Genomic DNA, 25,413 nt, shown 5'->3' on the forward strand with positions numbered 1-25,413 from the left:
ATATATATTTTCCTACTTTTGCATAAAACGACGTAAAATGCTATTGAAGGAGAATATTAAGACTTACACGCTAGGAACAATTGTTTTCATCATATCACTATTATTGTTGTCCTCTACATTCATCACGGGAGGGGAACTGGAAAACCGTATAGCGAAAATCTTTTGGTTCTACTCGATACTTCCTTGGGTTGCAATACCCTGTGTATTGTTGGCATTGATCCGTCCTTTCCGTTTCACGCTCACGGATCTACTTGTATTTCTCTATATAGCGTACAGCCTGCTGAACCTGCACTACTTCGGGCAAGGAATACACGCCCGGGCGGGAATCCTCGTGCTCGTTGGGGTTACCTATTTCCTTTTCAGGATACTCACCTCCTTCTCCTCCGGAAACTTCGTCAATGTCGCCCTTCTGGCTGTCGGATTTATCGAGGCGATGTGGGGCGCGGCACAGCTATACGGGCTCACTCCTTCATTTCACAACCAGTTCGACCTGACAGGTTCATTCTTTAACCCGGGGCCCTATTCCGGCTTTCTGGTCGCTATCTTTCCTCTGGCCTTACACTATGCCCTTACGACACACAAATGGCCTCATATCATTTCTATCGGCGTGGTAATCGCCCTCCTTCTCGTCCTGCCCGCTACCATGAGCCGGAGTGCATGGGTGGCAGCCATCGTCGGGTGTGCAATTGTAGTGGGATACCATTATCACCTGCGTCAGCAATGCATCGCGTTCTATCGGGCGCATCCCATTATTACCCCTGTCGCCACGATTGTCATCTTTCTGGTCATTGGCATTTTAATGATCGGTACATACATGATGAAAAAAAGCTCCGCTGATGGACGCCTTTTGATTTGGAAAGTATCCACAACCATCATAGCTTCACACCCGGTAACAGGAACCGGTTTCGGGAACTTCGCAGGACCTTACGGGAAAGCGCAGGAAGCCTATTTCACGCAGGACAACTACACGCCACAAGAAGAACTCGTTGCCGATGCCCCGGAATCCGCGTTCAACGAGTTTATTCAAATCACCGTGGAAAACGGCCTTATCGGGCTATTGCTTTTTCTCGGCATCATCGCCTCCGCCATCCGGAATGCCTATCGAGCCCAAATACACAAACAAGCGGGACACGTGGGAGCGTTAATCGCTTTTCTCATCTTCTCCTGTTTCTCCTACCCGTTCAACGTGTTGCCGTTAGCCATCCTGTTCTCGCTACTCACGGCACAATGTACGGCATCGTCTTCCGCCCCGTCCCCCCGGATAGTGGGAATATTCTACCTGTTTTTACTTGTTCCCGTGTGGTACTTCACCTCGGGAAAAACAGAACGCATAGAAGCATTCAAACGCTGGAGAAGCGAACAAATCTATTTTAACATGCAGATATTCAAACGAACCGTGGACAATTACAGGGCGATATACCCCATTCTGAAAGATCATCCCGCCTTTCTGTTCGAGTACGGGCAATGCCTCTCCCGCACGGACAACCCGGACCAAAGTAACCGGGTACTTCGTGAAGCTGCCGTTCTTTCCTCCGACCCGATGATCTACAATATCATGGGAAAAAACTATCAGGCAATGCAACAATACGACTTGGCAGAAGCCACCTTCCTCACGGCATCCCGCATGGTTCCCAACCGAATCTACCCCCTCTACCTTCTCGCTAAAATGTACGCCGAAAGCGGACAAATCGATAAAGCCATCGTCACCGCCAACCTCGTCATCAACAAAAAACCGAAAGTATTCTCCTCCGCCGTCGAGGAAATGCAAAGAGATATGCGTTTACTTATCCGGAACTACTAAGAGGTAACAACCGTTATTATTGACTATTTCAACAGAGGGATCGGCTTTCAATATCTTTCGCAATTGTGATATATATGTTGATAATTCCCCTTTCTTGAGGTCATCGTCGAAATTCCATAATTCCTTGCATAATTCCGTACTCTTGATCTCTTCGTTTCTGCGTGTACAAAATATCAACATGATTTTCCCCTGCATTCCTTTTAATTTTGTCGCCTTACCGTCTATCGTCAAAATATTGGTAACCTTGTCATAAGTCATACGCGAAGACAGACGGAATACCCGTTGTTCACCTCTTTCCGCCCTTCTCATCGCATCTTTCAAACGCTTGCCCAAACGATCAACCAAAACCTTGACAGACCAATCCTTGCTCACGTAATCATCCGCACCCCCGTCCGCTTCCATAACAGACAATCCCTCTTGGTCGTATCCGGTAAATACCACGATAGGCACCTGAGTATCATTCTCCCGAATCAACCGGATTACTTCCTCCCCGGTTTTTTCCGGCATTTCGATATCCAATAACAATATATCCCATTCATCCTTTTGGTAAGCCTCCCATGCCTCATCCCCATTCGTCACGGCATAAACGTCAAATCCTTGCTCCAATAATATTTCCGTGTACGTAATCCGCATCTCCTTCTCGTCCTCGGCATACAAAAGTTTTATCTTTCTTTCCATAGTTATCTAATTTTATAGTGAACGTGGAACCTTTTCCCAATTCGCTTTCCACGTGAACTTTCCCTTTATGCCTTTTCACAATTTTCTGAACGGATGCCAATCCCAACCCGAAGCCTTTTGCTTTCTCATCCCTACCAACTCGCCAATACTCTTCAAAAATATAAGGTAAATCTTTTTTAGCAATACCTTTCCCCTCGTCCGTCACTGATACGACAAGGGCTTTCCCCTCCCGGTAACAAGCTACTTTTATAAAAACCGTTTCCCCGGAATACTTCACCGCGTTATCCATCAGATTCCGCAACGCGTACACGAACTGTTCCGAGAGCAACAACACGTTCGGCAACCTGTAATCCAACTCTACCCGAATATCCTTTTCCGGGTTAGCAAACTGCTCTTCCGCTGCCAACGCTACCAATTCCTCTTTCAATGAAATATCCACCCATTCCACTCGTTTGCGGTACATCAACATCGCCAACTGCAACACGTTACTCATTTCCCTTTTCAGCATGGCTGCTTTTTCCAACCCGATATCACACATCTCCTCGCCTTTCTCCCTATCCGAAACCTTCTGAATCTGCCGCTGCAATCGAAGAAATAGTCCTTCGACCGCTCCCACGGGTCTTTTCAAATCATGCATTCTTTGTCTTAAACACGCTTCCTGCAATTGTCGCAACTTCCTTTGTTTCCAAATCCTACAGGCAAAAGATACAATCAACACCACGAGTACCGACCCGACCAAAATAATCCCAGTAAACTGCCACCAGAACCTGTATAGAAAATCCTTCCACGTGAAATCAAAAAGCACTCCCACCTTCTCCCCGCTAATATATCCCAATCGCACGTATCCCGCTTCCTCCATATCCATATACCTCGTGTTACCCGGCGGATATACCTCTTTCGTGTTGCCCAATGAATCTACGCGACGGAAAGCGATTGAGAGATTACCGATTACTTCTTTCGCCCTATGCTTAACCAACGAATCCAAACAAGCCAAGGTAATCGGGTTCCGCAAGTTCACGTCGTAAGCCACGATAGCCTCTCTTTCAAAAGCCTTTTCTGAAGAATCCACTTTTACACGATATTCCTTCTCTCCAATACTTATCAACAACTCTCCTGTTTGAGCATCATTACTAATAGACCTAACAATACTATCAGGTTTCATTGCCTCTCTTTGACTCAATTCGCCAATATTCCAAAGAGTAGATTCTTTTAACTCTTTTTTTATTCTTCCCTCCTCTCCTGCATACAACAAATAAACAAGCCAGTATTGCAATAAAATAACAAAAACAATAGCTATTATCGCCATTACTACCTCCTTCAGCAATGGGACACCTCCTTTCGGTTTCAATTTTATGAAGATTTTATGAACTTGCATCTGTCTTTCTCCTATTTTTTCTCCATATTTTTGTTGCATACAACGAAAATAAAACAATGCAATATAAAAACAAATTTTGAAAAATGAAACAATTGAATCTAAAAAACACGATTATCGTTGCAGCAATACTGTTAGAAGTATTATTTACAAGTTTTTCACCTATTCATGAAAAAGAAGAAACTACACTACGCAATATCGAAGCTCTTTCAAGAGGTGAAAATTCAGTTTCTTCTTCGTGTATTAATGGCGAAGGCAGATGTATCATTAACGGTGAAATCTTATATGGCATGAGAAAGAAAGACTAACTATCATGAAAAAGCACCTTATCCCACTAATCATCCTCCCGCTATTTTTATCCTGTTCCACGGATAACAGCTATTTGGAGATCCCGGCATCCATCCAGACCTCGGGTAATGAAATCACCTCAACCCTCGTGACAAACCTTCACGAGTTTGGGATCACGACACCGCTAAAAATCACTAAACACGGGGATTTACTCGCAGTGGAACGACGTTATGAAGAAAATAACCTCAGCCTCATCGATCTTTCCAACCGCACCACTCGCGACTGGTTACCTTTCGGCAAAGGGGAAAATGAAGCATACACAATTGACAATCTATCGGTAAACGAACAAGGGGAACTATCCGTTTTCGATTTTGAAACCGGTAAACTCCATCGCCACAACCCGAAGGCATTAAGCCGCTCCGCGGCTCATCCCCTCGTGCTGGCAGAAGGCACCAACACTCACCTCTCGGCTATCCAAGGTGACGGATTCGTGATTTCCACCGGGCTTTACGAGCAAGGCCGCTACCGTTTTTATTCACTGGACGACGGCAGCGAATCATACGCCGTCCCCTACCCCGTGCATCCCGCTTATCCCGAGTTATCCGATTACGGGAAAAGCATCCTTTGGGCAAGCACCGTGCTACGCCTACGCCCGGACAACAAGGCTTTCGTCTGCACCGACATCCGTAGCGGTCAACTCGATATCTGTCGCATCAACGGCAACACGATCTCGCTCGTCTGCCGTCACACGTACTACTATCCCCACGTGGACATCAATGACGGTAAATACCCCGACGTGGCTTATTACTCGGATAACGTCACGGGCTTCCGGGAAGTGGCAGTGTCTAACGAACGAATTTACGTACTTTATTCCGGCAAGACTTACAAAGAATATGGGCAAAAAATCATCAACAGTTCCACCCTCCTCGTCTTCGACTGGAACGGAACCTTATTAAATAATTACACCCTGCCGGAAGCCGCCAATTACCTCGCGTTCGACACGGAAGAAAACCTACTCTACGGGACTACTCCCGACGCGAAACTTGTCCAATTCAACTTGTAACCACCATCATCATGAAAAAAACACACCTTATATATATAGGTATACTTGCCACATGTTCGGCAGCCATCATCATATGTTGGCTTGCCTTTACCGCTCCCGTTCAAGAATGGACAAACGCCCCGCTCACCACGGTGGAGATATTGCAAGATTCCGTCAATTTGCAAACCCTGCATTACGACGATCACCCCGATATAATCTTCATCATCAAGAACACGGGTAAACATCCCCTCATCATCCGGGATGTCGTCACCACTTGCGGCTGTACCGCCCCCCAATGGGACAAACGTCCCGTTCTACCGGGCAAGACAAAAGATATAAAAGTAACCTTCAAGCCCAACTCGCTTGGACGTTTCAACAAAACGATACAAGTGTTATGTAACACTTCATCCAAAATACACGAGCTGAAGCTAGACGGCAACGTGATTGAATAGAAGTCAAACAAACCATTAAACATCATCAGAGGGGAGAAAAGCGGTGCCGGAACAATCCTAGCAAGACCCCGACACCGCCGACTTCCTCAAAAAAGAAGAAAGTATAAAGGTATAAAAAATCCGAGACAAACGTCATCTCTCCTGTTGAAAGGATATACACGGGTAAAAGACGGAAAGAAATTATTATAAAAAAAAATAACAAGCATGAAAAAGAAAACATTAAATATTTTGTTCATATTCATTATCGCAATAATAACAAGCATTAGCATAAATATTAATTTATCAAAAAAAGAAAGTTTTGGAAATCTTGCTCTTAAAAATATTGAGGCATTAGCAAGAGGTGAGGGCGGCTCAGGCTCTGAATCAGGAAAAGCGACTTGTTACACAAGAGCTTCCGTAAATGTTAACGACGAATATTTACGATGTGTTGAATGCAAATATTATTCAGGTACAGGTGTTACAACTGGGGGATATTGCAAATGGTAAATTTAAAATCCAAGGGTTTAATATACCCTTGGATTCATAAACAAATAACTCTTTTTTTATGAAACTCTACATATTATCTATTTTTCTCGTATTCTGTTCATGCACAGAAAAAAGCATATTGAATCACAGCTCAATAAGATTCATTGAAGACTTTCCCAAAACACTTGAAATCACGGGAGAAAAAGTACCGTTAGACCTCGTGGGACCGTCAGCCTTCTTTATTATAGATTCTTTGCTCGTGATTCAAAATTACAACCAATCGAATTACCTTTCCGTCTATAATTTATGCCATTTGAATAAAATAAATGATTTCATTCCACAAGGAAGAGGGGCTAATGAATTTTTAGGGTTCACTTACTGTGATTATTATGATATTGATTCAAATCAAATACACATATATTTTACAGACATCAATCAAAGAAGTATGTTTTCTTTTAATCTTACACGTTCTATCATAGAAAACAATACTATCACGACACCACTGACCAGTTTCCGTGAAATTCCTTTCAAAACAAAATTCAAAAAAAACATGCCATTATTCACTCGCATTTACAAGCACGAGAAAAAACAAATAGCATACACGCAACATAATCTCCAAAATGAAATATCTCGTGAATACATCTTATATGATAAAATTACCGACATCGAGAGAAATCAAGTCGGTTCCGCAGATAAAATCAAACCGGACTTTAAAAAACTAGCCCAAGCAATGCTTCAATTTGACCAAATAAATATTCTCGACCTCGAGCAAGAAGAACACCTTTCACTTACAACCTCCAGAAATTTCATGCATTTACCTTTGGATGATAGCAAAGAACCGAACATGTACTACTCGGACCTATGCGTAACAGACAAACAAATATATGCCTTATACGCGAATCAACCAATAACACGCTGGGGATTAGACTCAAAAAAATCAGAAATTCAAGTATACGACTGGAACGGAAACCCTGTATGCAAAATAATTGTTCCCGAGTATCTTTTATATATTAATATCGACGAGAAAAACAAACAACTTTACGGTATTACTGCAGACGAAGAATTGTATCGATTTAATATACAAAATATCGAATAGACATAATAATAAATAAATTTTCAACCTATACCATGAAGTTCATTTGTATTTTATACATTTTCATTTTTTGTATTTCATGCAATCCAAATAAAGAAAGAGCTGAAATCATAGTGAAACAATGGCTTGAAAAGGAAATCAAATTCCCTAATACGATAAACATTAAACAAGATTCATTATGGAAATCATTAACAAGCAAAGAATTTAAAATTCTAACCATCGTGGACTCCAATAGTTGTACTGAATGCAGGTTAAAATTACACGAATGGGGAAAATACATAAAAGAGAGTGATTCTATTAACACAAGTATCGCATTCATTTTTATTGTTAACACGAAAGACTACGCTATCGTTGAAACGCTAAAAAAGAAGAATAAATTCAGTTTACCAATTTTTCATGATTATGAAAATAAAATGGGTAAACTCAACCTATTCCCTAAAGACCCAAATTATCAAACCTTCTTGTTAAACAAGGAAAATAAAGTAATTCTAATTGGCAACCCTATAGGAAACCTCCCTTTATGGAAATTATACAAAAAAGTATTATCAGAAGCATTATCAACAAAAAAATCCTCATGATAAAAATCATTCCATTGTTGACCCTCCTCCTCCCCTTTGCCTGTACCCGCTATCCCGCCGGAGTGGAAGAAACCCTCTCCCTCGCCGGGAGCAATCGTGGAGAACTGGAAAAAGTCTTACGCCACTATCGAGAAGCTCCTGCCGACTCCCTGAAATACAAAGCCGCCTGTTTCTTGATCGACAACATGAAATGGCATCTTTCCACGGAACAAGCTATATTCCCGGATTCTTCCATTTATAAATGGCATACCAGAATAGACAGCTTATACAAATACGCCACGGGTAACATACGGGACACCATGCTAAATTCAAGATATTACGAGGAAAGAAATTATTATTTCCAAATCGCGATAAAAAAATTAATCAACGCTATGCCCGTTGACACCCCGACAATCAAAAAAGGGACATTTCCCGATCCGAAATACATATCTTCCGTTTTTCTCGTGTCACATATAGAAAATGCTTTCCAAGCATGGCAAACCTTTCCGCACGCCTCCTATCTCACCTTTGAACAATTCAAAGAATTGATTCTCCCCTACCGGGCTATCGCAGGCTACCCGTTCTTCGAGAACGGGAAAAGACTAAACGACATGTTCAAAGGCTGGCTGGATCGTTCCACCATGAAAGATATACACGGTTTCATCTTACGTTACAATCATTACACTCGATTTATACGTTCGTCATTAGCTATCAATCAAGGGCAACACGTGGGTGTATATGACCTTTTCCTTGGATATAAAGGGGATTGTATTTGCATGGCAAACAACGCTTGCAACATATTCCGGGCTTACGGGATCCCCGTGGTCGTGGACTACAACGTGTCTTTTCGGGAGAAAACAAACAGACATTTCCACTGTAAATTTATTGACAGCACGACAAATCAAAATTTTTATAACAAAACTTTCAATTTCGACACCCTCAGCCCCTACTCCAGCGCTTCCCCCAGTTTTTTCAGGAACACGTTCGGCGCACAAACAAACAGTCCCTACATGTTAAAAGCCGAAGGGGAATACTTACCGGACTATTTTGATACCCCTTGCCTCAAAGAGGTAACCGGAGAATATTACCGGGTTACACGAGTGTCCCTTCCCTTCGACAAAGATACACCCAATCACTTGGCATTCCTTTACACGTTCGACAACACGCCAACAGGTACAGCTCCCGCGACATGGGGAAAAATCGACAAAGCACGAAAACAGGTCGTGTTCGAGAACGCGGTGTACCACACGCTTTATTTTCCCTCTTATTTCCGGGGGGACACGCTCGTGTCATTCGCTTCTCCGTTTTACATCGTTCCTGTTGATTCGCTCCCCGGATCATATCGAATTGTGGAAATAGTCCCGGAACATTCAACCCGTAAAGACACTCTTGTTCTTCTCCGTAAATTTCCGGAAAAACCTTACTTGAAAGAACAAGCAAAAAGAATGATAGGCGGTCGATTCGAGGGGGCTAACCGCGAGGATTTTTCAGACTCGACACTGCTTTACACCATCCGGGAAGCCCCCATCCTCAATCTCCAGGAATACACCCCGGAAATATGCCATCCGTTCCGTTTCTATCGATACGTCGCCCCGGGTGAGTTTCCCCGAAGCAACATGAGCATCATTGAATTTCTCACGGACGAATATACCCCTGAAGATTCTCTAAAACGAGCCACTCCCTTACCCGTTTTTTCTCCCGAGGTTACCCGGAAGCAAAAGGGGCAAGAAACATACATGAAATTACACCCGGATATCGCAAAATATCCCAATCAACGTTGGGGTCCTTTATATAACACGAGTATGCAGTATCCTTCTTATGAAAGCACCAACGAAATGTCATTAAAACGTCCCATGAAAGTGAAAAAAATTCGCGTAGCCCCCGGTAACGCAGAAAACCATATCATGCTCGGACATCGCTATCAACTCTTGTACTGGGACAACGAATGGAAAAACGCCGGGACTAAAATTGCCCGCCACAACTACCTTCTATTCAACAACGTACCTAGCGACCGCATATACTGGCTACGCGATCTCACGACAGGCAAAGAGGAACTCCCGTTCCTTTATCACGATAACAAACAATTATTCATATACCACGATACCATTATCCCGTTAAAAACAAATCTCCTTTACTGACAAGGAGATTTGTTTATAACATTATCCCAGTATTCCCAGCGTCCCGGAAGCCCTCTTCCCGTTAGCGCTAGTGGCGAAACCGTAAACAACCAGTTGCCCCGCATCCCACCCCTCGGGCAGCATCCATGCCAACTCGCCACACTCTCCCCTTGTCCCCAACTCCACGAGCCGACTTCTCCGTAACACTCGCTCGAACACCGCACCAAACAGGAGATCGTCCTTCGCCATCCGGGGCATTAACGGCTGGCTTCCCCAGCGGAACACGACTTGCCGCTCGCCCGCCTCCACTTCCGCCCGGATCTGGGGCATCCCGAGTTCTCCGCCCGAGAGGGACAGCGACAACAAATCCACGGTAGTGTTCAACTCGTCGTCCACCTCGACTTTCCCGATATTATCCCTCACGAAACAATTCGAGCATACTTTTCGTGAAGCCGAGCAATACCCGGCTTCCAGCACGACGATAAAACCACGACGAAGCGCCGTGACCACCCGCATACGCTCCCGCTGCTTCAATTGTGCCAAGGTCTTGGCGTCCTTTATCACGATCGCTTTTCCCCGCGCCACGTGTTTGTCGCCCAATTTGTACGCCGTCACGTTCCCCACGGAACCTGAAAGCCCCTGAAATATAGTAGGATCAAATATAGCCATAACTACCACCCGTTAAGATTTACGAATAGAAAAATACATACACGGAGAATAGCGTTTCCCATCCACCGTCCCGAAGAAACAATACAAGTGCGCCTCCGTCCATTCGCCTTCCGGCAAATACACGCACCCTTTCCCGTCGGCGCGGCATCCCCGCACATTTTCCAACACGACGGGCTGATAGGGTTCGCTATCGAAAATGGCAGCCACCATCAACCGGTCGGTCGATTGAGCCGTCACCGTCGACGAGTTATCTTGCCACGCCACCTCCAGCTGCCCCGCGTCAGCCGCCACCTGCCGCATCCCGAAGGGTAATTGCAAACTACCCGCCGTCAGCATTAAACGGGGATAGTCAACGTAATCGTCCGCCCCGAACACGTTCATATTCGCGTGTAAAAACCAATGGTACCCCGAAAGTCTTTCTTCCTCTCGTGCCACGATCGTGTAAACTTGTTCCAGCACGCTTCCCCGTGCAGCCCGGTGCATCGTCTGCGCACCCGGTAATTTCGACCGTTGCGCCGTTTGTCCTCCCGTGCGGGGATTCGCTATCGTTCTCGGCGATTTCCGCGCGTAAGTCTTTTTGCCTACCTTGTAGACCACGTAGCCATCGATTTTTCCCGAAGCTCCCACTAACATAGATTCATCTAAAATTGCCATTCTTTAAATTTTTTAATTAAACATTTAGCCGTTTTCCTTGAAAATTTTTGCCCTATTCAAGGTTGTTACGGCTTTTTCTCGTTAAAATAATAGTATATAAATATACAACATTTTTTTTCTAAATGCAAGTAATTTTCTATATATTTTTTATCAAAATAGAGCACGAGTGGGACTTGAATGGGAAATGAGTGGGAAATCATATCAACAGGATTTCTATAAAATAAATCTAAAACGTCCATTATATTCTGGAAATCACCTTAAGCATCCCTGAAACCGGGCAGAAATCCTCCATCCCATGAAAAATTATGAGGATTCTCTTAACTTGTTATTGACTATTTCCCGAATTTTCGCTATATATTTGAAACGTTGTTACAGACAGAAAACAAAAATATGAACCGAGAGTAAAGGCGACGTCAGGAACTACCTTGAGAAACCGTCCCCGACTATCGCCTGCCCTCTCCTAAAAAAAGTAAGGAGGTGAAGCGAAGATAGTGTTTTTATGGGAAAAAGATGTACGTCATCTATATTTAGAAGTGTTTTAAAAAGAAAAGAATACATTCAAAAAGATGAATTATGAAGAATAAAATTTTAATGACAATTACAATCTTTAGTGTTGTACTAGTAGCTTGTATAAGTATAAACTTCACGACTTCAACGCAAGCTAATATGTATTTAGCAAAAAACATCGAAGCTCTAGCAAGAGGTGAAGGAAGCGGTGGTTTTGTTGTTTGTTACTCTGAATCAGTTGTAAGAACAGGTTATACTTATTACGATTGTGGAACTTGCACTAAGATTTACAACGAAAAAGGTAGAGGAAATCAAAGTAAATGTTTCTAAGAAAATAATATGACATGCATTTTCATGAAATATTATTAAAAGAACATAGAACGAAATATCAAATATATAATGAAAAAAATAATCATTACAATCCTGACCTTAAATGCGGCAATAATTGTATGTATTGGAATAAATTTCAATATATCAAAACACGCAACAAATCTAGCATTGAAAAACATTGAAGCTTTAGCAAGTGGTGAAGGAAGCAGTAGTAGTTATAACATTTGTTATTATTCATCTGTTGTAAAAGTTGGATATACCTATTATGATTGTGGAAGTTGTACGCAAGTCCAAAATGAAAAAGGTAAAGGGAATTACACTAAATGCTTTCATTAAATAAAACAAGCATGGCAAGATAATTATTTTGCCATGCATTACCATTAATTCTATAAAGATGAAACAGATTATCTACTTACTAGTTTCTATTATATATAGTAGTTGTCAATCACTTCCGAATAATACAATAATTATCAACGACTTTCCATCGTCTATACATTTAAAAGGAAATGAAAATCAATATTTTGATAAAGAATTGGGTATTATCAGTTTACAAACTACTAACCGCTATTTTATATGTAATACACATAGAACAGACTACCATTTTTCAATTTACTCTAAAGATACTATAATTAAACGTATTAATTTGTGCAAAAAAGGACGAGGTTCAAATGAATTTATCGCACCTGCATTTTTTTCCCAATTTGAAAATCAAAATAATCAAACAAAGATATGGGTTTTAGATCGAGCAGTATCACAATTAGTGAAAATTAATATAGACCTAAGTATAAAAGAAGATAAAACTTATATAGAAGAATCATTATCATTACTTGATTATATTAGATTTCCCCTAAAAGATATATTTTTCATTAACGACACATTACTCTTTGGAACAGAAGACAATGATGAATGTAGACACTTTCTTTTAAATTTGAATGATTCTTCTATTCATTATGTCCCACAAAAAATCAAATTTTCTAAAAGCTATAATCCTTTCCCTATTTCACAAGTAATGTCCACTTACAATTCTGATAAAAAATACGTTGCATCAGCTTATTTCAATTTTCCCCGAATAGATTTAATAAATAATAAAGGAGAATTATTAAAAACAATTTTCTATAAAGAATTCATTAATCCCACGAAAGTCACCATATCACAAGAAAATGAAGAGTATTTTTCAGCTATTTGCAGTGACCAGAAATACATATATGCTTTATATAATAGAGAAAATATAGAAATAGATGAAATAAAAACAAAATCTTCAATATTCGTATTCACATGGGAGGGAGAACCTATCCGAGAATATATAATTCCTTATGCAACTTATATTAACGTGGACAATCAAAACAAAACCTTATATGCCATTGATATTAATAAAGAAAGTTCTATTGTCACCACTTATTCTTTACCTTATCAACAATAATGTATAGTTTGTTATATGAATTACAAGTTTATACTACCCATCGTAGCCTCTCTCCTTTTGCTTGCTTGTAATGGTAAGAGTAAAAAAACAGAGGAAGAGGAACTAGCCAAGATGGAACAGCAGGAGGAAAACCACGTGGTGAAAGTGCAAGTGGCACGAGTGGCGCCGTTTAATCTGGAATTGATCAGTAACGGGAAGGCGGAAGCGACACGGAAAGCAACCGTCAATTTCGAGGTGGCGGACATGATCAGAGAGGTGAGGGTGAAAAATGGCGACCGAGTGAGAAAAGGGGACGTACTTGCCATCGTGGATGATTACAAGGCACAACAGACGCTGGAAGACGCACGCCTTACCATGGAAAAAGCGAATCTCGACTTGAAACTGGCCGTGATATCGGAAGGATTGCAGTCGTTGGAGGACACGGTGAAGATTCCTCCCAAGAGAATGGAGGCAATATACCTGCAAAGCGGTTATCAAAACAGCATTAACGCCTACAAGAAAGCGCAACGGGAGTATTCACTCGTGAGGACAACCGCACCTTTCGATGGCATCGTGGCAGACTTGGAAGCTAAACCGTATAACCAGACGGCAGCATATAAATCGCTCTGCACCTTGATAGACGATTCAAAAATGGAAGTCGTGTTCAACGTGCTGGAAACAGAAATATCCAACCTCCAAGCGGGTATGGAAGTGGAAATCACACCATACGCCAATCATGAACACACGCTGAAAGGAGAAATCACGGAAGTGAATCCCCGGATTGACGAGAACGGAATGGTGAAAGTGAAAGCCGTTACCGGGAACCGGGGAGCTTTGCTCGTGGACGGGATGAACGTGAGTATTCTCGTGAAACGGCAGATAGATAATAAAATCATTGTCCCGAAGTCGGCAGTATTGCCCCGCCAAGGGAAGAAAGTCGTGTTCGTCTATCAAAAGGGGAAAGCCATCTGGCGATACGTCACCACGGGTTACGAGAACAGTTCGGAAGTCAGCGTGGAAGAAGGTATCGTACCCGGAGACACGGTAATTCACGAGAATAATCTTGGGTTGTCGCACATGAACAACGTGACAATTGACAATTGAAAGTTGAAAATTGAAAATTGAAAATTTAAAGAAGCGGTGGCAAGCGGAGAGAAATCTAAAATCTAAAATCATTAAATCTAAAATTAATCCATGCGTTTGTCAGCTTTTTCGATAAATACCCTGTTCGTGGTAATGATGCTACTGGGAATCAGCTTGATCCCGAGGCTATCGCTGCAACTGGAACCGTCGTCCCGGTCGAACAAGCTGAACGTGTCGTTCTCGTGGAGCAATGCCAACCCGGAATTGCTGGAAACGGAGGTAACCACGAAACTGGAGGGTGCTCTGGCACGTATCCGAGGACTGAAAGAGCTGCATTCTTCCACGGGTAACGGGTTCGGAACAATTGAACTGACAATCGATGAAAAAGAAAATATAGATGCCGTCAAATTATACGTGTCCTCTATCATCCGGTCGGTGGCACCGGGACTGCCGGAGGGTGTTTCAGTGAGTGCTGTCGGCGGCGGAGAATTTCATGACGGGAAAGCGACAGAATCGGAACGGCGTTTATTGATGAATTACGTGCTCACGGGACCGGGTAACTCGAAGGAAGTCGCCACTTTCGCGGAAGATCATATCTCCCCTCTCGTCTCGACCATGCCGGGCGTGGAGAGCATGAGCGTAACGGGGGCTGTCCCGTTCGAATGGGTGATGCATTATGACCGGGAATTATTCGCCGACATTGGAATTACCGCATCAGATATATCAAGTGCCATTTCTCGCTACTATTACAGGAATGATGCCGGGAAAGTATTGACTGAAATCACGCCGGAAAAAAAATACTCTTACCTCGTGTTCAAGGGAAACTCGGACGAGGATAAAACCGATATCATGAATCTCCCGATAAAAGTGATCAACGGGAAAATCATCTACCTGAAAAATATCGTGAGTCTGGATTACCGGGAAAGGGACCCTTCAGCGTATTATAGAATCAACGGGCTGAACCGGATCAACTTGAACGTATATGCGGAAAAGAACACCAACATGATAGAACTCGCCGGAAGAATCAAAGATGAAATGAAACGGCTCGCCGAAAGTTTCCCGACAAACTATTCCGTGCAACTTATCCGGGACAACAGCACGGAGATCAAGGACGAATTGGCTCAGATTCTGTACCGGACAGGATTCACGATTCTGATATTACTGCTCTTCGTGTACCTCGTGAGCAGAGATTTCCGTTACCTTGGAATTATCACGATCTGTCTGGCGGCAAACTTACTAATCGCTCTCGTGTTTTACTATTTTTTCAAAATAGAAATCCACCTGTACACGTTGGCAGGAATCACGGTTTCATTCGGTATCGTCATTGACAGCGTGATCGTGATGACCGACCATTACCGTCACCACAGGAACCGAAAAGCATTCCTTGCCGTGCTTGCCGCCACGCTGACCACCGTGGGAGCGTTGAGCGTGATTTTTAACATGGACAGTTCAATCATGAGAAGCATGTGGGACTTTTCTGCCGTGATTATTATTAATTTGGGGGTATCGCTTGCCGTGGCACTCTTTTTCGTCCCCGCGCTGATGGAAAAAATACCGTTAAAACAAAAAAATCAACAACGACGCATCCGCCGCCTAAAACGCATCGTCCGTTTCAACCGGAGATACAGCTGTTTCAGCCGTTTCACGCGGAGATACAGGAAAGTAGCGGTGATACTCGCCGTGCTAGGATTCGGGCTCCCCGTGTTCCTGTTGCCATCGAGTGTAGACCGGGAAAAATGGTATAGCAACACGTACAATACTGTTTTCGGTAGCGAAACCTACTTGACGCTCAAACCTTACACGGACAAAATCCTGGGCGGTTCTCTCCGCCTGTTCATGGAAGGCGGGGGTGACGCGTGGACACGAAGCCGGAAAGAAATGGAAAACCGCAAGACACGACTCACGCTCGACATGACGATGCCCCACGGTGCCACGCTCAAACAGATGAACGAGGCTTTCGGGAAACTGGAAAACTTCTTATCCGGCTTTGAATCCATCGCCGCGTTTACCTCGGACGTGTCATCGGCAAACAAAGCCGAGATGGTCATCACGTTCAAACCGGAACACGAGAAAGACGGTTCGCCGGAACAAGTGAAGAACGAACTGATACGCTTTGCCAACACGATCGGAAACGGGGACTCGGAAGTGAACGGCGTGGGCAAAGGATTCTCGAACAAAACGTCAGAAGATATCCGGAGCGAACGCCTGAAAGTGATCGGATATAATTACCGCAAAGTACTGCAATACGCCCAACAACTGAAAAAAAGACTGGAAAATAATATCCGGGTGAAGAAACTATATATCGGCAGCGACCGCTCTCCAAAAGCAAAAGCGTTTGCCGTGGAAGTGGATAAAGAAAAACTCGCCCGCAACAACGCCGACATCTCTAATCTTCTGGGTAACTTGAACCAATTGACTTACTCCGGTTCGTCCTCCACGCGGGCATACATCAACGGGGAATACTCGAACATTGATATCCGACCGGACAAAAAAGTGGAAGCGAGCGTGTGGGACGTGCGTAACCAACCGTTGCGAGGGGACAAATCGGTGTATCGCCTACAAGATATAGGCACCATCACGGAAGAGAAAGATTTCGAAAACATTACCAAAAGGAACCAAGAGTACGAAGTCGAGATACAATACGATTTTATCGGGGCTTACCGCTTGTCACAAAAGGTGAAAGAGCGAGAAATAAAAGCCATGAACCGCACTATGCCCGTGGGGTTCCGAGTAAAAGAATCGGACGAATGGAGAAATTACTGGCAACAAGATATCGGGGGTATCGATGCCCGCATCCTGTATATCCTGTTGGTTATCGGGATCATTTACTTCATTTGCGCCATTTTACTGGAATCGTTACGTCAAGCCCTTCTCGTGATCTGTATCACCCCGATTTCCTTTATTGGCTGCTTCTTGGGGGGGTATTTCTTCGGGGTAGGATTCGACGAAGGATGCCTCGCTGCCTTTATCCTGTTGAGCGGTCTGTCGGTAAACGCCGTACTCTATATACTAAACGATTATAACAACAAGATAAGGCAAGGGGCTCCGAGAGGGATACGGACTTACCTGAAAGCGTACAACGCCAAGATTGTCCCGATATTCCTCACCATCGCCTCTACCCTGCTGGGATTTATCCCTTTCCTCATCGGAGAGATCAATCCTTTCTGGAAAAACATGGCAATCGGCACCATGAGTGGTCTTGCATTCTCGCTTCCGGTACTGATTATATATTTACCAATGACGTTTACAATTGAAAATGGAAAATTAAAAGTTGAAAATGAAAAGGAGGGGCAGAACGAGCAAGGAAATCTAAAATCTAAAATCATCAAATCTAAAATTTAAAATATGGTTCGCTTTCTAATACAACGCCCGGTAGCAGTCATTATGAGCACGATAGCCTTTATCGTGCTGGGAATCGTGGCATCGTTCCGGTTACCGGTGTCGTTGATGCCCGATATCGAGATCCCGGAGATTACCATTCATTACACGTGGGACAACGCTTCTATCAGCGAGATCGAGAACACCATCACGGCGGGGTTGAGAAACCAATTGCAGCAAATCCCCAAGTTAACGGAAATTCAGACGGAATCGAAAGAAGGAAGCGGGTTGATCACCATGAAATTCGAGTACGGCACCTCACTCGATTACGCTTTCATCGAGGTAAATCAAAAAGTGGACGCCAGCGTGAACAGTCTTCCCAAGGAAGTACAACGTCCCACTATCATCAAAGCGTCGACGTCCGACCTCCCGGTATTCTATATAAACATCAACCTGAAGGAATACGAATCGGAAGAAAAATTCTTGGAATTCTGCGAGTTCACGGATGCCGTGTTGAAAAAAAGACTGGAACAACTGACAGACATCGCCATGGTAGATATCAGCGGGATGTATTCCCCGGAACTCTATATCCTGCCTGACGAAACAAAATTGAGAAGTTTGAAAATAACCCAAGACCAACTGAAAACGGCAATAGACAACAACAATCAAGTATCCGGGAATCTCTCCGTGAAAGACGGGTATTACCAGTACAGCATCAGTTTTGCCTCGCAAATCATGTCGCCGGAAGAACTGCAAGAAGTATACTTGAACATCAACGGACGACTGTTACAAATAAAAGACGTGGCACAAATAGGCATACGTCCCCGGGAAAAAAGAGGTATATTCTTCAACGGCGACCGCCAGTCACTATGCCTTGCCGTTATCAAGCAATCAAACGCCCGGATGTCGGAAATGAAAGAAAAAGTAACCGGCTTGCTCGAACAATTCCGTGAAGAATACCCGGACGTGGAGTTTACCGTTTCAAGGGATCAAGCCCAGTTGTTGAATTACTCGATTGACAATCTCATCCAAAGTCTCTGGCAAGGAATTTTGCTCGCCGTGGTAGCCATGTTGTTTTTTCTAAGGGATGCCCGCTCACCACTTATCATCGCCATCAGCATACCCGTATCCGTGGTTATCACGATGTTCTTCTTCCAAATCATCGGGATATCCATAAACACGATCTCTCTATCGGGACTTATCTTGGGCGTGGGCATGATGGTCGACAACTCGATCATCACCATTGACAACATCAATCAACACCGGAACCGGGGTAAATCACTACTCCAGTCTTGCGTGGACGGAACGAACGAGATCATCACTCCCCTCCTCTCGTCGGTTCTGACTACCTGTGCCATTTTCGTACCTTTGATTTTCATGAGCGGTATCGCCGGGGCTCTATTCTACGATCAGGCTATGGCTGTCGCCATCGGATTGTTTGTTTCATTCTTCGTGTCTATCACGATAGTCCCCGTGGTATTCCACCTTTTGTTCCGGAATGCCGGAGAGGGGAAAATCACTCGTTTTATACAACGCATCAGTTTCAAACACCTTGAAGACTATTACACGACTATTTTTCACGTCGTTTTCCACCACAAGAGATGGATCGTTGTCGGATGTTTTATCACGTTAATCGCGGGAACAATGATTGCCATGCAGTTAAAAGTGGAACGAATGCCCGTTATTGAAACAAACGAAATGATCCTCCGCACGGACTGGAACGCAAGTATTCACATGGAAGAAAACGAATCCCGGGTAAAGGATATTATCAAACGCTTTGAAGGAGAATGTGAAGAGATCAGTTGCCACGCCGGAGAAAAATTATTTTTCTTGAACCGGGAAAAGAACCAAAACACGAACGAGGCAGAATTTTACATCCGCACGGGAAACGCCCACGAATTGGACAAAACAGTGAAAAACATCAGAAACTATATCAAATCCACTTACCCGGCAGCCAAAGTGGATATCGAGGAAGTGGATAACCTTTTCGAGCAGTTGTTTAAAGACAGTGATGTCCCCTTGATTGTCTACCTTAGCGGGGAATCCCGGAGAGGAATCGTCGAACTCGACACGATCAACGCTTTTATCGAGCATATCGATTCCCTGATGCCGGGCTTAAAACTAGACAAACCGAGTACTTCCGAACGAATCGTGGTGGAAATTTTACCCGACCGTCTGGCACTCTACAAAGTGAACCAATCTTCACTGATTAATGTACTCGAAAAGAATATCAGCAAAATGAATATCGGGAAGCTCAACACGGGCAATCGTTATGTCCCGATCGTCATATCGGGAGAAGAAAAAACGATACTGGACATCATTCGCTCCTCGTTCGTGAGCAATGGTGACCAACTGGATATTCCCGTTGCCGCCTTGACTCGCATGAAAAAAGAACTCGATTACAAGAGTATTATCGGTCGCAAAGAAGGTGTGGTCGTTCCCGTGAATATCTATAATGTCGGTGACTCCACAGCCCGGATCATCAATCAAATACGTGAAGAAGCAGGCAAAAAGAAATTGAACACCCTATTCGACGGGCAATATTTTTCCGGACAAGAAACATTGTGGGAAATGGTGATGGTCATCATCGTCGCCATACTGATGCTCTATTTTATTCTGGCGGCACAATTCGAGTCCTTGTCCTTACCCTTGATCCTGTTGATCGAAATACCGTTGGATATCGCTTTCACCATGCTGGTATTATGGATATGCGGTATATCACTGAATCTTATGTCCATGATCGGTATCGTGGTGATGAGCGGTATCGTTATCAATGATTCCATTCTGAAAATAGACACGATCAACCGGTTGCAACGTTCGGGTGTCCCTTTAGAAGAAGCCATTCACGAGGGCGGGGTACGACGCTTGAAACCTATTCTCATGACCAGCCTCACGACTATACTGGCCATTGTTCCCATGCTATGGGGAAATGATATCGGTTCACAATTACAACGCTCCATGTCCGTTACCCTGATCGCGGGTATGACGATCGGGACTTTAGTCAGTTTGTACGTGATTCCCTTGTTTTATTACTATTTAGAACGTATTTTTATCTCCATAAAGAAATGAAAAAAGTTGTCAAGAACATATTGCAATACGTCGGGGCATTCCTGTTAGCTATCGTGATTGCCGCTATCATGAGGTTTTTTATCGTGGATTTTTACAGTATTCCTTCCGACTCGATGTACCCGACCATCGAGCCGGGTGACTTTATTGTCGTGAATAAGCTGTACATGGGAGCACGCTTCTATAAAAACTTTGATTTTCTGGAAGGGGCACGACCGGAAACGGTAAGGGTTCCGGGATACGGTTCTCTGGAAAGAAACGACGTGATCGTCTTCAACTTTCCCAAGTATAATCAACACGGGGAATGGGAAATGGACCCGCAAACTTTTTACGTGAAACGTTGTATCGGCTTGCCGGGCGACACGCTGTCTATCCGGGAAGGCATCAATTTCGTGAACGGCAAAAGCGGTTACGGCAATATGCAGGATCAACAACGCTTGCACCGCTACCGGGGAGATTATGCCGACGGAATTTACCGCGCTTTCCCTTTCGATACCCGTCACGGTTGGAACATTCAAAATTTCGGTCCCTTTTACATCCCTGCCGCGGGAAGTACCATCCCGATCGACACGTCCAATTACTCCCTGTATCAAAGAATAATCACCCACGAAACCCAAACCCCTCTCTACATCAGAAGAGGACAAATCTATCTTGATGACAGCCTTATCCGACAATACACTTTCCGGAAAAACTGGTATTTTATCGCCGGTGATAAAGTTTTCGACTCCCGTGATTCCCGCTACATCGGTCCCATCCCCGAAGATTTCATCGTGGGCAAAGCCTCTTTCATTCTCACCTCGAAAGACCCGTACACGAAAGATTACGTGTGGCGGCGTTTTTTCAAGAAGATAAAATGAATCACGAACCGAATTCTTCCCGCAAGAAAGGAGCGGTTTCCGATTTTTTATTCTTGGCAACTTCCTCCGGGGTTCCGGTACACACGATTGTACCACCTGCTTTACCTCCACCGGGACCCATATCGATAATATAATCCGCTACTTTTATCACGTCGAGATTATGCTCTATCACGATAACGGTATTCCCTTTATCCACCAACTTTTGCAGTACCCCTAAAAGGATATTGATATCCTCGAAGTGTAATCCGGTCGTGGGTTCATCCAGTATATACAAGGTTCTTCCCGTATCCTTCTTGGATAATTCCGTGGCCAGTTTTATACGTTGCGACTCTCCCCCGCTCAACGTCGTGCAAGGCTGTCCGATCTTGATATATCCCAAACCTACATCCTGCAACATTTTCAACTTCAATTGCAAATGAGGCAGATTCTCGAAAAATTCGACAGCCTGATTGATCGTTAAATTCAGCACATCACCTATCGACTTTCCCTTGTAACGGACTTCCAAAGTTTCTTTATTGTAACGTTTACCGTCACAGGCTTCACAATGCACGTACACGTCCGGCAAGAAGTTCATCTCGATCGTTTTCACCCCCGCCCCTTTACATTCTTCACATCGCCCGCCACTCACGTTAAACGAGAAACGCCCTGCCGTGTATCCCCGAATCTGTGATTCCGGCAACTTCTCGAATATCTTACGAATATCAGTAAAAAGTCCCGTGTAAGTGGCAGGATTCGAACGGGGACTCTTCCCCAACGGGCTCTGGTCTACCACGACCACTTTATCTATATTGGTTATCCCCTCGATCGACTCGTAAGGTAACGGCGTCGTCAACGAATTATAAAAATGAGCACTCAATATCGGATGCAACGTACCGTTTACCAAAGATGATTTACCGCTACCGCTCACACCCGTGATACAGATAAACTTACCTAACGGGAAATCGGCACTCACGTTTTTCAAGTTATTCCCGGTACAACCTTTCAAGGTAATCTTCTTCCCGTTCCCCTCGCGCCGAACCGCCGGCACGGCAATCACCTTCTCCCCGTTCAAGTATTGCGCCGTCAGGCTATCGCTTTTCAGCACATCGGAATAAGTTCCGATAGCCGTAATCTCTCCCCCTTTCCGTCCTGCCTTGGGACCTAAATCCACGATATAATCGGCATTCTCCATCATCTCCTTGTCATGTTCCACGACAATCACGGAATTACCGTTATCTCTCAATTCCTGCAAGGAATGAATCAATTTCCGGTTATCCTTCTGGTGTAACCCGATACTCGGCTCATCCAGAATATAAAGCACGTTCACCAACTGCGAACCGATTTGCGTTGCCAGACGGATACGTTGGGATTCTCCCCCCGAAAGCGTCATCGACTGCCGATTCAGAGAAAGGTATTCCAATCCCACGTCCAACATGAATTTCAAGCGGGTACGAATCTCTTTCAAAATCTCCCCGGCGATCTGTTTCTGTTTCTCTTCCAAATGTACCTCTACGTCACAAATCCACTCGTACAAGTCGGATAATTCCATATTTGCCAATTCGGCAATGTTCTTCCCGTTTATCCGAAAATGCAAAGCCTCCTGATTCAACCGTTGCCCGTTACAAACATCGCAAGTCGCCACGGAGATAAACTGTTCCGCCCATTTGTTGGCTTTCTTGGAAGTGGAATTCTCTTCCTGCATGGTCACGTACTTCAAAATTCCCTCGTAAGTCGTCAGGAAATTGGATGATACCCCGATCTCGGCATTCTCTAACCGGAACTGTCCCGGATAACCGTACAAAATATCTGTCAGAGCCTCCTCCGGTAAATCCCGAATCGGTTGCTTGATATCCGCACCATGCTTCCGTAATATCGTCTCAATCTGGTAAAATATAAGAGATCCTTTATATTTCCCCAAGGGCAGGATACCCCCGGCATAAATAGAAAGCGAATCATCCGGTATGATTTTATCCATCGCCACTTGATTGACGTATCCCAATCCCTTACACTTTTTACACGCCCCGTGAGGAGAGTTAAAAGAAAAAGTATGTGGCGCCGGATCTTTATAAGAGATACCCGTGTCCGGGCACATCAAATGGCGGCTGTAATATTTTATCTCGTCGCTCTCGTAATCTTTTACCGTCATCACCCCTTTACCGTGCTTCATCGCTGTCGCCACGGAGTTTTTCAAGCGCTTCTGGTCAACTTGCTCCATCACGATTTTATCCACCACGATTTCAATATCGTGCATCTTGTAACGATCCACGCTCATCCCGATCGTGATTTCCCGTATCTCTCCATCCACGCGGGCTGAAATAAACCCGTTCTTCCGCATATTCTCGAACAACTCCCGGTAATGTCCTTTACGTCCCTTCACCACGGGAGCCAATATAAGAATACGCTTCCCCTCGAAATCTTTCTGTAATAACTCCTGAATCTGCTCGTCGGTATATTTCACCATCTTGCTTCCCGTGGCATAAGAATAAGCCACTCCTGCGCGGGCATACAGCAAACGCAAGAAGTCGTAAATTTCAGTGGTTGTACCCACGGTAGAACGGGGATTCTTGTTCGTCGTCTTCTGTTCGATAGAGATCACCGGGCTTAATCCCGTGATCTTATCCACGTCAGGACGCTCCATTCCACCCAAAAAACGACGGGCATAAGCGGAAAAGGTTTCCAGATACCTACGTTGTCCCTCGGCATAAATCGTGTCGAATGCCAACGACGATTTACCACTACCGCTTAACCCGGTAATTACCGTCAACTTATCGCGAGGTATCGTTAAATCTATATTTTTCAAATTGTGCTCTCTGGCACCATATATGGCTATATTGCTATCTTCTTCTCTGTAATCCATGAATTTTCCTTGGCCTTAAAAACTGACTTACAAAGATACTAAAAATTGACATTGGAAATACCGAAAACTGGAAATGAAAAGGTTAAAAATTCTATGAATCCAAAAGGGTTATATACACACTAAATCATAAATCTAAAATCATAAATAAAAAAGGAGGGATTCCCTGTAAGTCTTAAATGGAATATATTGGGACTGACGAAAAGATGTTGTATGTGTGTGTGTGCGTGCGTCTGTGTGTGTGGTGTGTGTGCGTGGTGTCCCGTAGAACATATTCCAGTACCATTAAGAACTCTCTCAGAAAATCAGCTTAAACCATAGTCAAAGCTATCCCCTCTCTTTTATGCTAGATGATTCAATCTAATAACAGCTAAAAATAAATCATAAGTTCATCATCTAATATACTCTCTTTAACGTCGCCGAAAAAGAAAGGTTTCATTATTTCCCGAAAAAAAATCGAGGAAATTTATTTTTTCAATCTTTCAAACTAACTCTTTCAATTTTAGCAATCATTTCTTGTGTCTTGATCGCTAATATGTGTTCTTTTACGGGGAGATTTCAAATAGGTTACTCTTTTACCGAATTTTTTTTCCAACGGGAACAAATATTTTATCTATATACAGAAAAAGGAGCATCTCACGACGCTCCTTTCATATATGAAGATTTAAAATCTTACTTTTTCAAGGCATCTTTTACCTGTTCGTTGGGAACCATTTGTTCCTTAAAAGTATAGGCACCGGTTTTCGGAGATTTTACCATTTTGATCACTTTCGCGAATCCCCTACCATCTGCTGTTTTTAATGTTGCAACAACTTTCTTTGCCATAGCTTAA

21 protein-coding genes are annotated in these 25,413 nt (G+C 43.7%); 15 read left to right on the top strand and 6 right to left on the bottom strand.

Annotated elements, in window-relative coordinates:
• Positions 1-37: 37 nt before the first annotated feature.
• Positions 38-1,801 (top strand): O-antigen ligase, encoded by a 1,764-nt coding sequence (locus CS948_RS15715; RefSeq protein ID WP_099292630.1) that lies wholly within the window; start codon positions 38-40, stop codon positions 1,799-1,801.
• Here the strand turns inward: CS948_RS15715 and CS948_RS15720 are convergent.
• Together CS948_RS15720 and CS948_RS15725 are read right to left on the bottom strand one after the other, a co-directional pair.
• Positions 1,781-2,479: a response regulator transcription factor gene (locus CS948_RS15720; protein ID WP_099292631.1), complete on the bottom strand. Its 699-nt coding sequence runs from the start codon at positions 2,477-2,479 to the stop codon at positions 1,781-1,783. The genes CS948_RS15715 and CS948_RS15720 overlap by 21 nt on opposite strands.
• Entirely contained in the window at positions 2,391-3,893 is a 1,503-nt protein-coding gene (locus CS948_RS15725) for a sensor histidine kinase KdpD (protein ID WP_141560966.1), read from the bottom strand. Before CS948_RS15725 ends, CS948_RS15720 begins: the two co-directional genes overlap by 89 nt.
• 44 nt (positions 3,894-3,937) lie before the next feature.
• Here CS948_RS15725 and CS948_RS15730 point away from each other — a divergent pair, with 44 nt between their 5' ends.
• From CS948_RS15730 to CS948_RS15765, 7 genes are all read left to right on the top strand, one after another.
• Positions 3,938-4,159 (top strand): hypothetical protein, encoded by a 222-nt coding sequence (locus CS948_RS15730; RefSeq protein ID WP_099292633.1) that lies wholly within the window; start codon positions 3,938-3,940, stop codon positions 4,157-4,159.
• A gap of 5 nt (positions 4,160-4,164) precedes the next feature.
• Positions 4,165-5,202 carry a BF3164 family lipoprotein gene (locus CS948_RS15735; RefSeq protein WP_099292634.1) on the top strand — a complete coding sequence of 346 codons (1,038 nt, stop codon included), beginning with the start codon at positions 4,165-4,167 and terminating at the stop codon, positions 5,200-5,202.
• Between the two features lie 11 nt (positions 5,203-5,213).
• A complete protein-coding gene (locus CS948_RS15740) occupies positions 5,214-5,633 on the top strand; it encodes a DUF1573 domain-containing protein (RefSeq protein WP_099292635.1) in 420 nt (139 codons plus the stop codon).
• A 204-nt stretch (positions 5,634-5,837) separates the two neighbouring features.
• Complete coding sequence (locus CS948_RS15750) at positions 5,838-6,119, top strand: NVEALA domain-containing protein (protein ID WP_099292637.1); 282 nt, start codon at positions 5,838-5,840, stop codon at positions 6,117-6,119.
• A gap of 58 nt (positions 6,120-6,177) precedes the next feature.
• Positions 6,178-7,194, top strand: coding sequence for a BF3164 family lipoprotein (locus CS948_RS15755; RefSeq protein WP_099292638.1), 1,017 nt, complete (start codon positions 6,178-6,180; stop codon positions 7,192-7,194).
• A gap of 32 nt (positions 7,195-7,226) precedes the next feature.
• Positions 7,227-7,769, top strand: a complete 543-nt coding sequence (locus CS948_RS15760) for a hypothetical protein (protein ID WP_099292639.1) — start codon at positions 7,227-7,229, stop codon at positions 7,767-7,769.
• Positions 7,766-9,886, top strand: a complete 2,121-nt coding sequence (locus CS948_RS15765; RefSeq protein ID WP_141560967.1) for a hypothetical protein — start codon at positions 7,766-7,768, stop codon at positions 9,884-9,886. The genes CS948_RS15760 and CS948_RS15765 overlap by 4 nt, the downstream gene beginning before the upstream one ends.
• 21 nt (positions 9,887-9,907) lie before the next feature.
• On the opposite strand, the gene CS948_RS15770 is transcribed toward CS948_RS15765, so the two are convergent.
• Positions 9,908-10,534, bottom strand: coding sequence for a hypothetical protein (locus tag CS948_RS15770; protein WP_099292641.1), 627 nt, complete (start codon positions 10,532-10,534; stop codon positions 9,908-9,910).
• 12 nt (positions 10,535-10,546) lie between these two features.
• Positions 10,547-11,188, bottom strand: a complete 642-nt coding sequence (locus CS948_RS15775) for a DUF6266 family protein (RefSeq protein ID WP_099292642.1) — start codon at positions 11,186-11,188, stop codon at positions 10,547-10,549.
• A gap of 573 nt (positions 11,189-11,761) precedes the next feature.
• On the opposite strand from CS948_RS15775, the gene CS948_RS15780 reads away from it, so the two are divergent.
• The 7 genes from CS948_RS15780 (at position 11,762) to lepB (ending at position 21,748) form a co-directional block, all read left to right on the top strand.
• Positions 11,762-12,025: a hypothetical protein gene (locus tag CS948_RS15780; RefSeq protein WP_099292643.1), complete on the top strand. Its 264-nt coding sequence runs from the start codon at positions 11,762-11,764 to the stop codon at positions 12,023-12,025.
• 69 nt (positions 12,026-12,094) lie between these two features.
• On the top strand, positions 12,095-12,361 hold the full coding sequence (locus tag CS948_RS15785) for an NVEALA domain-containing protein (RefSeq protein ID WP_099292644.1): 267 nt from the start codon (positions 12,095-12,097) through the stop codon (positions 12,359-12,361).
• 58 nt (positions 12,362-12,419) lie between these two features.
• Positions 12,420-13,445 carry a BF3164 family lipoprotein gene (locus CS948_RS15790; protein ID WP_099292645.1) on the top strand — a complete coding sequence of 342 codons (1,026 nt, stop codon included), beginning with the start codon at positions 12,420-12,422 and terminating at the stop codon, positions 13,443-13,445.
• Positions 13,446-13,460: 15 nt separating this feature from the next.
• The gene (locus tag CS948_RS15795; protein ID WP_099292646.1) at positions 13,461-14,528 is read left to right on the top strand and encodes an efflux RND transporter periplasmic adaptor subunit; all 1,068 of its coding nucleotides are present in this window, start codon (positions 13,461-13,463) and stop codon (positions 14,526-14,528) included.
• A 90-nt stretch (positions 14,529-14,618) separates the two neighbouring features.
• The gene (locus CS948_RS15800) at positions 14,619-17,849 is read left to right on the top strand and encodes an efflux RND transporter permease subunit (protein ID WP_099292647.1); all 3,231 of its coding nucleotides are present in this window, start codon (positions 14,619-14,621) and stop codon (positions 17,847-17,849) included.
• Positions 17,850-17,852: 3 nt separating this feature from the next.
• A complete protein-coding gene (locus CS948_RS15805) occupies positions 17,853-20,894 on the top strand; it encodes an efflux RND transporter permease subunit (RefSeq protein WP_099292648.1) in 3,042 nt (1,013 codons plus the stop codon).
• Complete coding sequence (lepB, locus tag CS948_RS15810; RefSeq protein ID WP_099292649.1) at positions 20,891-21,748, top strand: signal peptidase I; 858 nt, start codon at positions 20,891-20,893, stop codon at positions 21,746-21,748. The genes CS948_RS15805 and lepB overlap by 4 nt, the downstream gene beginning before the upstream one ends.
• 1 nt (position 21,749) lies before the next feature.
• Here lepB and uvrA read toward each other — a convergent pair whose 3' ends face one another.
• Both uvrA and CS948_RS15820 read right to left on the bottom strand, forming a co-directional pair.
• Positions 21,750-24,584, bottom strand: a complete 2,835-nt coding sequence (gene uvrA, locus CS948_RS15815) for an excinuclease ABC subunit UvrA (RefSeq protein ID WP_099292650.1) — start codon at positions 24,582-24,584, stop codon at positions 21,750-21,752.
• Between the two features lie 669 nt (positions 24,585-25,253).
• On the bottom strand, positions 25,254-25,406 hold the full coding sequence (locus tag CS948_RS15820; protein WP_099292651.1) for a DUF4295 domain-containing protein: 153 nt from the start codon (positions 25,404-25,406) through the stop codon (positions 25,254-25,256).
• Positions 25,407-25,413: the final 7 nt, after the last annotated feature.

Source organism: Butyricimonas sp. Marseille-P3923 (assembly GCF_900184685.1).
In the GTDB taxonomy this organism is placed as follows: Bacteria; Bacteroidota; Bacteroidia; order Bacteroidales; family Marinifilaceae; genus Butyricimonas; species Butyricimonas muris.